Annotated in this window: 10 protein-coding genes and 3 tRNA genes; 11 read left to right on the plus strand and 2 right to left on the minus strand. The window is 37.2% G+C overall.

Annotated features, from left to right (window positions below; genetic code table 11):
• Positions 1-106: 106 nt before the first annotated feature.
• Both lon and V5N67_RS02985 read left to right on the plus strand, forming a co-directional pair.
• A complete protein-coding gene (gene lon / locus V5N67_RS02980) occupies positions 107-2,530 on the plus strand; it encodes an endopeptidase La (RefSeq protein ID WP_332060421.1) in 2,424 nt (807 codons plus the stop codon).
• Positions 2,531-2,755: 225 nt separating this feature from the next.
• Positions 2,756-3,034: an HU family DNA-binding protein gene (locus V5N67_RS02985; protein WP_332060422.1), complete on the plus strand. Its 279-nt coding sequence runs from the start codon at positions 2,756-2,758 to the stop codon at positions 3,032-3,034.
• Positions 3,035-3,552: 518 nt separating this feature from the next.
• Here V5N67_RS02985 and trmFO read toward each other — a convergent pair.
• Entirely contained in the window at positions 3,553-4,944 is a 1,392-nt protein-coding gene (trmFO, locus tag V5N67_RS02990) for a methylenetetrahydrofolate--tRNA-(uracil(54)-C(5))-methyltransferase (FADH(2)-oxidizing) TrmFO (RefSeq protein ID WP_332060423.1), read from the minus strand.
• A 168-nt stretch (positions 4,945-5,112) separates the two neighbouring features.
• On the opposite strand from trmFO, the gene V5N67_RS02995 reads away from it, so the two are divergent.
• The 6 genes from V5N67_RS02995 (at position 5,113) to V5N67_RS03020 (ending at position 10,774) form a co-directional block, all read left to right on the plus strand.
• Positions 5,113-5,195: transfer RNA gene (locus V5N67_RS02995), tRNA-Leu, on the plus strand.
• A 136-nt stretch (positions 5,196-5,331) separates the two neighbouring features.
• Positions 5,332-6,756 (plus strand): trigger factor, encoded by a 1,425-nt coding sequence (tig, locus tag V5N67_RS03000; protein WP_332060424.1) that lies wholly within the window; start codon positions 5,332-5,334, stop codon positions 6,754-6,756.
• A gap of 129 nt (positions 6,757-6,885) precedes the next feature.
• The gene (gatB, locus tag V5N67_RS03005) at positions 6,886-8,385 is read left to right on the plus strand and encodes an Asp-tRNA(Asn)/Glu-tRNA(Gln) amidotransferase subunit GatB (RefSeq protein WP_332060425.1); all 1,500 of its coding nucleotides are present in this window, start codon (positions 6,886-6,888) and stop codon (positions 8,383-8,385) included.
• A gap of 189 nt (positions 8,386-8,574) precedes the next feature.
• On the plus strand, positions 8,575-8,973 hold the full coding sequence (locus tag V5N67_RS03010) for an NADH:ubiquinone oxidoreductase subunit NDUFA12 (protein WP_332060426.1): 399 nt from the start codon (positions 8,575-8,577) through the stop codon (positions 8,971-8,973).
• Positions 8,974-9,059: 86 nt separating this feature from the next.
• Entirely contained in the window at positions 9,060-9,467 is a 408-nt protein-coding gene (locus tag V5N67_RS03015) for a DUF2155 domain-containing protein (protein ID WP_332060427.1), read from the plus strand.
• A gap of 566 nt (positions 9,468-10,033) precedes the next feature.
• On the plus strand, positions 10,034-10,774 hold the full coding sequence (locus tag V5N67_RS03020) for a rhomboid family intramembrane serine protease (protein ID WP_332060428.1): 741 nt from the start codon (positions 10,034-10,036) through the stop codon (positions 10,772-10,774).
• On the opposite strand, the gene rlmB is transcribed toward V5N67_RS03020, so the two are convergent.
• Positions 10,764-11,594 (minus strand): 23S rRNA (guanosine(2251)-2'-O)-methyltransferase RlmB, encoded by an 831-nt coding sequence (gene rlmB / locus V5N67_RS03025; RefSeq protein WP_332060429.1) that lies wholly within the window; start codon positions 11,592-11,594, stop codon positions 10,764-10,766. The genes V5N67_RS03020 and rlmB overlap by 11 nt on opposite strands.
• A 202-nt stretch (positions 11,595-11,796) precedes the next feature.
• Here rlmB and V5N67_RS03030 point away from each other — a divergent pair.
• The 3 genes from V5N67_RS03030 to V5N67_RS03040 form a co-directional block, all read left to right on the plus strand.
• A tRNA-Tyr gene (locus V5N67_RS03030) sits at positions 11,797-11,880 on the plus strand.
• Between the two features lie 29 nt (positions 11,881-11,909).
• A tRNA-Gly gene (locus V5N67_RS03035) sits at positions 11,910-11,983 on the plus strand.
• Between the two features lie 167 nt (positions 11,984-12,150).
• Positions 12,151-12,277, plus strand: a 127-nt coding sequence (locus V5N67_RS03040; RefSeq protein ID WP_234924853.1) for a GTP-binding protein, incomplete at its 3' end; no start/stop codon positions are given.

Raw genomic sequence — 12,277 nt, forward strand, 5'->3', positions numbered from 1 at the left:
TTGATTTATATGTTCGAGTTACCACTTCATGCATTGTGAAGAGCTAAAGGCTTTTTAAAAGGCGGGCTTGTGTGTGGATAAATCATAGGCTCCAGAAAGGAGAATTATGCAATATATTGATGAAAAGACAGACGGAGTAAGGGAGGGGCTTTATGCTGTTTTACCTCTTCGTGATATTGTTGTCTTCCCGCATATGATTGTTCCACTTTTTGTGGGGAGAGAAAAGTCAATTTGTGCTCTTGAAAAATCAATGGCATCTGACAAACAAATATTGCTGGTCACACAAAAAAATGCCTCGGATGATGATCCAAAATCGGAAGATATTTATGATATAGGTACGTTTGCTGATGTTCTTCAACTTTTAAAACTTCCTGATGGAACTGTAAAAGTTTTGGTTGAGGGTACTGCGCGTGCAAAAATTAGCCAATTTACTGAAAATAATGATTATCATCAAGCTTTTGCGAGTGTTACAGAAGAGCCCAAGGAAGATGCTGTTGAGATTCAAGCTCTTTCTCGGTCTGTGATTTCCTATTTTGAAAATTATGTAAAACTTAATAAAAAAATTTCTCCTGAGGTTGTTAATGCGGTTGGTCAAATTGATGACCCTTCTAAGCTTGCTGACACTATTGCTTCACATTTGGTAATTAAGCTTTCAGAAAAGCAGGAAATATTAGCTTTATTGCCTATACGTGACCGTCTTGAACGCATTTTATCGTTCATGGAAGGAGAAATTTCTGTTCTGCAGGTTGAAAAACGGATTCGTTCACATGTTAAACGGCAAATGGAAAAGAATCAGCGGGAATATTATCTTAATGAACAAATGAAGGCTATTCAGAAGGAGTTAGGGGCAAGTGATGATAGTCGCGATGAGTTGTCTGAATTAGAGGGACGCATCACAAAGACTAAATTTTCGAAGGAAGCGCATGAAAAAGCTGTGGCAGAACTGAAAAAATTACGGAATATGTCTCCTATGTCTGCAGAGGCAACTGTTGTACGTAATTATCTTGATTGGCTTTTAGCAATACCTTGGGGTAAAAAGTCAAAAATTAAAAATGATCTAAATTTTGCCGAAAAAGTCATGGATAATGAGCATTTTGGTCTTGAAAAGGTCAAGGAACGGATTGTTGAATATTTAGCAGTACAAAGCCGAGCATCGAAAATAAAAGGTCCTATTATTTGTTTGCTGGGACCCCCAGGTGTTGGGAAGACATCGCTGGCGCGTTCTATTGCAAAAGCGACGGGTCGTGAGTATGTTCGTATCTCATTGGGAGGGGTGCGGGATGAGGCAGAAATTCGTGGACATCGTCGGACTTATATTGGTTCTATGCCTGGAAAAATTATTCAGTCAATGAAAAAGGCAAAAAAGTCTAATCCGCTTTTTTTGCTCGATGAGATTGATAAAATAGGACAAGATTTTCGTGGAGATCCTTCATCGGCTTTATTGGAAGTACTTGATCCTGAGCAAAATGGTACATTTATTGATCATTATTTAGAGGTAGAATATGATCTTTCTGATGTGATGTTTGTTGCGACGGCGAATACGCTTGATATTCCAGGACCGTTAATGGATCGGATGGAAATTATTCGTATTGCTGGTTATACCGAATGTGAAAAGATGGAAATTGTTAGGCGGCATCTTTTACCAAAGGCGCTGAAGGATCATTGTCTTTCTAAAAGAGAATTCAGTGTTTCTGATGATGCCATAAGATCTGTTATTCAATTTTACACACGTGAAGCGGGTGTGCGTAACCTTGAGCGTGAATTAATGAAGATGGCACGTAAATCGGTTACGAAAATTTTTAAGACTCATCAAAAATCTGTGAAGATTACAGAAGATAATATTGGTGATTTTTTGGGTGTTAAACGTTATCGCTATGGGCAAGTCGAAGGTGAAAATCAGATTGGTATTGTTACGGGGCTTGCATGGACTGAGGTTGGTGGAGAACTGTTAACTATTGAAGGTGTTATGATGTCGGGAAAAGGCAAAATGACAGTAACTGGGAATTTGCGTGATATCATGAAGGAATCCATTTCTGCAGCAGCATCTTATGTGCGCTTTCGTGCTGTTGATTTTGGTATAGAGCCGCCACTGTTTGATAAACGTGATATTCATGTTCACGTTCCAGAGGGTGCTACGCCAAAAGATGGACCGTCTGCTGGAATTGCAATGGTTACAGCAATTGTTTCGGTATTAACAGGGATAGCTGTGCATAGAGATATTGCGATGACTGGGGAAATTACTTTACGTGGTCGTGTTTTGCCGATTGGTGGATTAAAAGAAAAGTTACTTGCAGCTCTTCGGGGAGGGATAAAAAAAGTGCTCATTCCTGAAGAAAATGTAAAAGATTTGATTGATATTCCTGATGTTGTCAAAAATAATATGGAAATTATTCCAGTAAATCATGTTAGTGAAGTTCTTAAACATGCTTTGGTTCGTTCTCCAGAGGCTATTGAATGGACGGAATCTCCTACAGTGGCTTCAACTGTCAGGACGGAAAGCGACGGTGGAGGAAGACAAATTGCACACTGAATCATTATTCACTGCCGTTGTGTTTGTAAGAGTTGCAGGGGCTATTTTTACAGTTACCGTTTCATTTATTTAAAAAAAATGAAAAATTCCGTGAATAACTGTGATTATTGCTAAAAAAACAATGCTTTGGATAAAAATAAGACTTCTGTTTACTGTACTTTTCAATAAACTGAGCGATGACCGTTAGATTACGTTATTTGATAATATAGGGAAAGGAAATGTTTAATGAATAAAAGTGAATTGGTTACTTCCGTTGCTGAAAAAGCAAGTGTTTCAAAAGCGCAGGCAGGCTCTGTTATTGATGCTTTTATTGCTTCTGTAACAGAAGCCTTGGCTTCAGGAGGTGATGTTCGCCTTCCAGGTTTTGGTTCTTTTGAAGTTTCTCATCGTGCTGCTACAAAGGGGCGGAATCCTTCAACTGGTGCTGAAATTGATATCCCAGCGCGTTCTGTTCCCAAATTTTCTGCAGGGAAAACTCTTAAAGAAGCTGTTAATAAAAAGTAATTTAAGCCATATAAAAAACCCGATTTATTTATAAACGGGTTTTTTTAAAAATGTTCTGTATATGTTTTTACATAAAATTTTACAGGATGTGTTTGTTTTTGTTCAAATGAAATATTGGATTATAGGGGGTGTAGCTTGTAGATATTGGCTTAAATTTTAGTCATGCCAAGAGGCTACAGCGTTTTCATGTAGCAGATGTTTGTGACAGTGATCAGGGTATTGGTATATACTTTAACTGCTATTATAATTGCAACATACATATTATGACAAATTTTTTAACAATTGAAGCGCGTTTAAAATCTATTTTATGGTTTTTATAGCAAAAGATTTTTAAATAAAGCTTCTGTGCTGTTTAAGTTTAATAAATGATGGTTCTTATACTTATTGTTTATTGACTGAGATTGTTAATTCCATAAAAAAATTTTAGATTATTTTTGTGGAGTGATAATCTAATAGATCAAAGATTAGTGATGTGTATCTCATGGAAATCAAAGACAATAATTAGTTTAGAAATTATTTTACGCTCTATTTTTTAACCATTGAGCACAATCATGTAAGGCTCTAGCAGTTATAGCTTGTTTTTTTGCTAATTTTTTTTCTTTACTTAGTAAACGTTTTTCTGAGGAGGCGACAGAAATAATAGGTGGAAAAAGACCAAAATTGATATTCATTGGTTGAAAAGACTGTTTTTCTGTTTTTGTTACGATGTGTCCACCAGTAATATGGTTCAAAAGAGCACCAAATGCTGTGGTTAGTGGTGGGGGAGAAGGGCAGTTATGATTATATTCAGCAGCAGCAAAATGCCCAGCGAGAAGTCCTATTGCAGATGATTCTACATAACCTTCACATCCTGTAATTTGTCCAGCAAAACGTAGCTGAGGTCTTTGCTTCAAACAAAGGGTTTTATCAAGGATGATTGGTGAATTAAGATAGGTATTGCGATGAAGTCCACCAAGACGGGCAAATTCTGCTTTCTCAAGACCAGGAATCATTCTAAAAATGCGAACTTGTTCACCATATTTCAGTTTTGTTTGAAACCCGACCATATTATAAAGGGTTCCAAGCTTATTGTCTTGACGTAATTGGACGACGGCGTATGGTTTAATTGTAGGATTATGGGCATTAGTTAAGCCCATAGGTTTCATAGGTCCATGTCTTAGGGTTTCAAGTCCACGTTCAGCCATAACTTCAATTGGCAAGCATCCATCAAAATAGGGTGTTTTTTCAAAGTCACGAAATTCTGTTTTTTCTGCATTTTTTAATGCTTGAATAAATATTTCATATTGTGTTTTATCAAGGGGACAATTAAGATAATCTTTTCCTGTTCCTTCAGGGCCGATTTTATCATAGCGTGATTGATACCAGCAGATGTCCATATTAACACTATCAGTATAAATAATGGGCGCGATAGCATCAAAAAAAGAAAGCGATTCTGTTCCAGTAATTGCTTGTATTGCTTGAGCAAGCGCTGGTGAGGTAAGAGGACCTGTTGCAATGATAATGTGTCTTCCATCTTCAGGGAGATCTTGAATTTCCTCACGTTTTATAGTTATAAAGGGATGGCTTTCAAGTGCTGTTGTAACGGTTTTGGAAAATCCATCGCGATCAACGGCCAGTGCACTTCCAGCTGGTACTTTATTGGCATCTGCAGCTTTCATAATCAGGGATTTTGCTAATCGCATTTCAGCATGTAAAAGACCGACAGCATTTGTTGATGAGTCATCAGAACGGAATGAATTTGAACATACTAATTCTGCGAGTCTATCTGTTTTATGAGCATCAGATTTTTTTTGAGGACGCATCTCATGCAAAATAACGGGGATACCTGATTGAGCGATCTGCCAGCTTGCTTCACTACCTGCAAGTCCACCGCCGATGACATGAATTGGATCATTGAACTTATTTAACATAATTCCCTTTTAGTAGAAGTATTTTCATCTGAAAAGCATAAATTTTGTTTTTGTAATTTGTAAAGAAGGGTGTGTATTTGGATTTTTAAATATATTTATTTGCTTTTTTTCTTTAATTAATGGTATAGAAACGCCGCCTATGTGAGGTTATTGGTTTTATAGGTTTAAGCGGATGTGGCGAAATTGGTAGACGCACCAGATTTAGGTTCTGGCGGGAAACCGTGGGGGTTCGAGTCCCTTCATCCGCACCAAAGGAGTTCTTTGAATATTACGGACTTCTCTGCGTAACTGGAAGTTTGTTTCATAGTGCTTTAACACTCAAGTGTTAGAATGTAATTATTATCAGAGCAGGTTTATCCTTCTCTTTAGAAAAATAAAGGTTGTTTGATGCAAGTTACCGAGACGCTTAATGAAGGACTGAAGCGCGAAATTAAGATCGTTGTTCCAGCGAGAGATTTAAAAGAAAAGTTGAATGAACGATTGGATGATACCAAGGGTAAGATTAAGCTTAATGGTTTTCGTCCTGGTAAGGTGCCTACAGGTCACCTACGAAAAATGTATGGCAAGTCTTTTATGGCGGAAATTTTGAATGAGATTATCAAAGATGCTCCCCACTCTATTTTAGCTGATCGTAATGAACGTTCAGCGATGCAGCCGCAAATTGATATAGATGAAAATGAAAAAATTTTAGATGGTGAAGCCGATTTTGTTTTCAATTTAAAATATGAAATTTTACCGAAATTTGAAATTAAAGACTTCGATCATATTGAAGTTGTTCGTGAAATTGCGATTGTTCCTGAAAAAGAAATTGATGAGCAAGTAAAGCGTACCCTTTCTTCTACTCGTAGCTATTCGCTGAAAGACGGTTCTGCTGAAGAAGGTGATCGTGTTACAATAGATTATTTAGGGAAGCTTGAGGGTGTTCCATTTGAAGGTGGGAAAGATAGTGATGCGCAATTGATTCTTGGGTCAAAGCAATTTATTCCCGGTTTTGAGGAACAATTGATTGGTGTAAAAACAGGAGATAAGAAGACAATTTCTGTTAAATTTCCTGATAATTATAGCGCTGTGCATTTGGCAAGTAAGGATGCAGAATTTGATGTTACTGTTAAAGCTGTCTTGAAACCAGATGAGCTGAAGATTGATGATGAAGCAGCTCAAAAGCTTGGTTTGGAATCTCTGGATCGCTTACGTGAAGTTGTTCGTGGGCAGATTGAAAGTCAGTATGGTTCAATGACACGTCAAAAAATTAAACGTCAAATTCTTGATGCTTTGGATGCTGATTATGATTTTGAGATTCCTGAAGGGCTTTTGGAAATTGAGTTTAACAATATCTGGACTCAGGTGAATGAGGATTTAAAAAAGGCAGGCAGCAATTTTGAAAGTGAGGGTGTTACAGAAGAGCAGGCGCGGGAAGAATATCGTGGGCTTGCACAACGTCGTGTTCGTCTTGGTTTAGTGCTTTCTGAAATAGGGGTGAAGGTTGGTGTTAAAGTCAATGATGATGAATTAAAGGCAGCAGTTTTTGATCAGGTACGCCAATATCCTGGACAAGAGAAAGAGATTATGGATTTTTTCCGTAATACACCAGAAGCTGTTGCAAATTTACGTGCCCCGATTTTTGAAGAAAAAGTTATTGATCATCTGTTAGCTCGGATAAAAGTTAAAGATAAAGAAGTGACAGTTGAAGAGCTGATGAAGGAATATGACGAATCAGATTTAATTGAAAAAAAACCGATAAAGAAAAAATCTGCAGTCAAGAAAAAAGCTACGGAGAAGGCTCCAACGAAAAAGGCTCCTAAAAAGGATTAATGTATGCACTCACAGAATAAGCCCGATGAAATCGGGCTTTTTTATTAGATTTATATTCTAAGCTTGCACTTATAGTGATTTTAGATTAGCCATCAGATATATTTTTTTAATATTGGTAATGGACTGGCAATGGAAATCATTGATACGCGTATTCCTGATTCTAAGCGTTTTATTTCTGGAACTACAGGTGATTGGGAAGTCATTATTGGCATGGAAGTTCATGCTCAAATCATATCAAATTCAAAGCTTTTTTCAGGTGCATCAACTAAATTTGGTGCTGAGCCAAATAATCACGTATCGCTTATTGATGCAGCGATGCCTGGTATGTTGCCTGTTATTAATCAAGAATGTGTTCGTCAAGCGGTTCGCACTGGTTTGGGATTAAAAGCTCACATTAACTTAAAATCTGTTTTTGATCGTAAGAACTATTTTTACCCAGATTTACCGCAAGGGTATCAAATTTCTCAGTTTCGATATCCAATTGTAGGTGAGGGGAAGGTTATTGTATCTGTCGGTCCAGATTCGAATGGTCAATTTGAGGATATTGAAGTTGGAATTGAAAGGCTACACCTTGAGCAAGATGCAGGAAAATCGATGCATGATCAGCATCCGACAATGTCTTTTGTAGATTTGAATCGTTCTGGCGTAGCTCTTATGGAAATTGTTTCTAAACCAGATATGCGTTCATCAGATGAAGCCAAAGCCTATATGACAAAGTTGCGTACGATTGTTCGTTATTTAGGGACTTGTGATGGCAATATGGATGAAGGTTCTATGCGTGCGGATGTCAATGTATCGGTTCGCCGTCCTGGTGAAAATTTTGGAACACGCTGTGAGATAAAAAATGTTAATTCTATTCGCTTCATTGGTCAGGCGATTGAGTATGAGGCGCGTCGTCAGATTGCGATTTTAGAAAGTGGTGGTGTAGTAGATCAGGAAACTCGGCTTTTTGATGCAGCTAAAGGTGAAACGCGGTCTATGCGTTCAAAAGAAGAGGCACATGATTATCGTTATTTTCCCGACCCTGATCTTTTGCCATTGGAATTTGATCAAGAATTTGTAGACTCTTTGGCAGCGGAATTGCCAGAGCTCCCTGATGATATAAAAGCGCGCTTTATTAATGAGATGGGATTGACAGCGTATGATGCTTCCATTCTTGTGACAGAAAGGGCTATTGCTGATTATTTTGAAGAAGTTGCACGTGGGCGTGATGGAAAAATAGCTGCTAATTGGGTAATTAATGACCTTTTGGGTGCTTTAAACAAAGATAATCGTGAAATTGAAGATACACCAGTGACACCAGATCAATTGGGAAGCATTATTGATCTTATTAAAGAAGGAACTATTTCTGGAAAAATTGCTAAAGATCTTTTTGAGATTATTTGGAATGAAGGTGGTGATCCACGTCAAGTTGTGGAGCAGCGTAATATGAAACAGGTAACAGATATAAAAGCTCTTGAAAAAGCTGTTGATGAAATTGTTGCCAATAATTCTGATAAAGTTGCACAGGCAAAACAAAAACCTGCTTTAGTTGGTTGGTTTGTTGGGCAGGTAATGAAGGTAACAGCTGGTAAAGCAAACCCTCAGACTGTTAATGAACTGATTAGGGTAAAACTTGGCATAGATTAATAATAGGGTAGAGAAAAGCTAATAAATATGATATCTTTTTACAGCTGAAGAAATACGAATTAAAAGTTTTTATCCAAAAAAAATCATGATAGCTATTTACAGGTGGTTTCTGTTTTCAGTAACTTCAAATGTTAAGGTAGGCTTATTGTAACAGCTGATTTTAGGGTATGCTAAAAAATGGAAGAGAAGATGGCTGGTTTTTTTAAGCAAGTCTTTACATGGTGGAATGGTAATACCGTTAATACACGCTTCTTTACGTGGTGCAAAGGAAAACGCATAGGGGAGGATCAGTTTGGTAATATTTATTATGAGGGTGGTTATCATAAGGATGGTTATCCGCGTCGTTGGGTAGTTTACAAGGGTTACTCTGAAGCTTCAGCTATTCCGCCAGGGTGGCATGGTTGGATTCATCATCGCTGTAATGTTCCACCTACACAGGAAAAGTATCAGCCATATGAATGGGAAAAGCCTCATGTTAGGAATATGACAGGAACAAGCGAAGCTTATCGACCAAAGGGGTCTATTGTGTATAATGGAGAGCGCCCCTGTGTGTATGAGGATTATGATGCATGGTCGCCTAAAAAATAGAGCATTTTGATTGACCAGTGTATTTTTGTTTATTTTGCTATAAGTTATAGTTACGACTGTTTTTTATATATGATTGATTGGGTATTATGAGTTTTTTTGTACAATCAGGATTGAAGCATATTTTTTATGCTGCTTTCATGGGGATTGTGGTGATCTTTGCTTCAGCTGGTGGAGTGCAGGCTGAGCGTGTTAGCAATGGAATTGCTGTTTTTGCGGGTCTTGATAAAATTACTGGTAGAACGACTCGTTTTGAAGTTCTTCTTGGTGAGGCTTATCAGTATGGTGTTTTGCAGGTCACGCCACGAGTATGTTATACTAGTTCCAAGGATGAGCCAACTTATACAACTGGTTTTATTGAGGTTAATGAGATAACATTAGATAAAAAGATACGGCGTATTTTTACAGGATGGATGTTTGCAGAGAGTCCAGGGTTAAATGCAGTAGAGCATCCTATTTATGATGTGTGGCTAAAGGATTGCAAGCAGAGCTTTTAAATTTTCTATGTTAATGATTTATTGTATAAATTATGTGATTAATTAAATATTTGCTTTTGTTGTTTTTTGATTTCGTAAGAAAATTTTTAAAATTGCAATGGTTTAAAGTTAAAAGATCGCTGATGTTTCTGCTTTCGTATTTAATGAATAGGCTTTTTATTTTACATTTATGATGGCTTTAGCAAAAGTATAGTATTAGGCTGATAAACTATAAGCACATAAATAAGTTGATACGTTTTTTCCTAGCGATAAATTAGTCTTTTTATTTTAACGAAATAGTGGGTAAAACTGGCAATTAAGATTATGTTATTGGTACATAGAAGTTCCAGATCATCCAAATGATCTCTGTAAGTTTAGTGCAGTACGATAATTCTGTAGACGATGTTGTTGATGTGTATTTTAAAAAATCTTTTTGATAAGATACCAATGTTTTCACATAGAGATATTAGGCATTTATGAGTGAAAATAAAAGGAGCGTTAAGCTTAAAGACCTTTTCTTATTGTAACTGACATGTTTATTTTATGCAAAAGGCTGTTAATTTTACAAAGAGTATGAGATTTATATAATGAAAGATGCAGGTCGCCGATATGATGATGTTGTTTTGTTGTCAAAACAGCCGAGGGAATCATTATTGAATGTTCCATTTATTATAGTTGTTTTGATAGCAGTTTGTTTTTGTATTTATTTCATTCCTCGGTATTTTTTTTCTGAGCAGCTCTATATTAAAAGTCTTCAATTTTTTTCATTTACACCGCTGCTATTCAAGACCGATTCTTTAGCATTCTGTCATACTATTATTAGTTATTCGCTCATGCATGGTAGTTTTGAACATATTGCTATTAACATGGCTTGGCTTTTGGTTTTTGGGTCTCCTTTGGTAAGATATTTTGGTGAGGTACGCTTTTTAATTTTTTGGTTATTAACAGCGGTTGTTTCTGCATTAACTTATTTTGTATTTCACCAGAATAGTATAATGCCGCTTGTTGGAGCATCAGGTGCAGTTTCTGGAATGATGGGTGCTGTTGCACGTTACAGTTTTTTCTCTGTTTATTTCAGTGTTAATGCGCAGGATAAGAAACTTTTGGGTTCTTTATTATCTATCAAACAGGCGCTTTGTTCGAGGGGTGTACTTGTTTATATAAGTATATGGTTGATTGTTAATTTTATGATGAGTATTTTTTCTTTTTTATTTGAAAGTGATAACGTTTCAATAGCATGGGAGGCTCATATTGGTGGGCTTTTTTCAGGTTTTTTGTTGGTTGGTTTTTTTGATATTTCACGGGATAAATCAAAAATTACAGTCTAAGATATTTATGGGTTGCATAAAGCGCAATTGTTGCTGCATTTGAAACATTTAATGATTTAATATTTCCAGGCATATCAAGGCGTGTTAATGCGCAAGCGGTTTCACGTGTTTTTTTCCGTAAGCCTTTGCCTTCTGCTCCTAAAATAAGAGCTATTTTTTTTCCTGTTAATGCTGTTTCTAAAGGTAAATCGCCTTCTGAATCGAGTCCAAAGCTGGTAAAGCCTGCTTTATGAAGTTCTTGAAGTGCTTCAGTAAGGTTTCGTACGGTAATATAATTAATCAGCTCCAAAGCTCCAGAAGCTGCTTTAGCAAGAACGCCGCTTTCTTGGGGCGAATGACGATAAGTAGTGATAAGTGCTTCAGCTTTAAACGCGACTGCAGAGCGCATAATAGCACCGACATTATGTGGATCGGTAATTTGATCCATTACAACAACAAGATCGGTATTTGTTAATTCAGATAATTGGCATGGCTTGAGGGGTTCAGTTTCTGCAACAACACCTTGATGAACGGCATCATTTCCGACTAGTGCATCAAGTTGTTTAGGAGAGCATAATGTGGCGGGGCAGGGTAAATCTGATTCGAGTATATTTAATCGTTTTAAAGCATTTTGTGTGATATAGAGATATTTAAAAACTCTTTTTGGATTTTTTAAAGCGGCTTGAACTGAGTGGATACCATAAAGACGGACTACTTCTTTTCTTAAAGGAGCGGCTCCGCGTTTTGAGTGTGTTATAGAGAAAAAAAGGGACTTTTTTGTACCACGACATTGATGATGTATATGAGCGTGACGAAAGTTTTTAGATATTTTTTTTGTCATATTTTTCTTATAGCGTATTAATAACAGAAGTAGATAAAAATTTATGATTTAAATTATTAGCAGAAAATTTTATAAAATTGTATTTATTTTGTTGACAGATACGATACTAACCGTCATAAACCCTTCGCAGCCGGTTTAAATTGAACAGGTTATCGCGGTTTGGTTGAAATGATACCGTATCGCGTGGTTTTACTGGTGCGATGGAGGGGTGCCCGAGTGGTTAAAGGGGGCGGACTGTAAATCCGTTGCGTATGCTACGTTGGTTCGAATCCAACCCCCTCCACCATCTATCAAAGGGGATTGCGTCTGTGGTATGCGGGTATAGCTCAATGGTAGAGCAGCAGCCTTCCAAGCTGAATACGCGGGTTCGATTCCCGCTACCCGCTCCAAAGATCTGTTGAGGATTGGTCAGTAATATGATAGGAAGAGCATTTCTATCGTAGATTTAGACGGAGTTCCTGTTTGAGAATTTTAGTGGTTGGGCTGATGTGTCAAGCCAGTTTATGTAGTTTTGCGAGCCTTGTTCCTTGGGGCGTAAAATAAGAGATTGACAGCGATGGCAAAGAGCAAATTTGAACGTACGAAGCCGCATGTTAATATTGGTACGATTGGTCACGTTGATCATGGGAAGACCTCATTGACAGCAGCGATTACAAAATATTTTGGTGAATTTAAAGCGTATG

It is taken from the genome of Bartonella rhinolophi (assembly GCF_036576165.1).
Taxonomy (GTDB): Bacteria; Pseudomonadota; Alphaproteobacteria; order Rhizobiales; family Rhizobiaceae; genus Bartonella.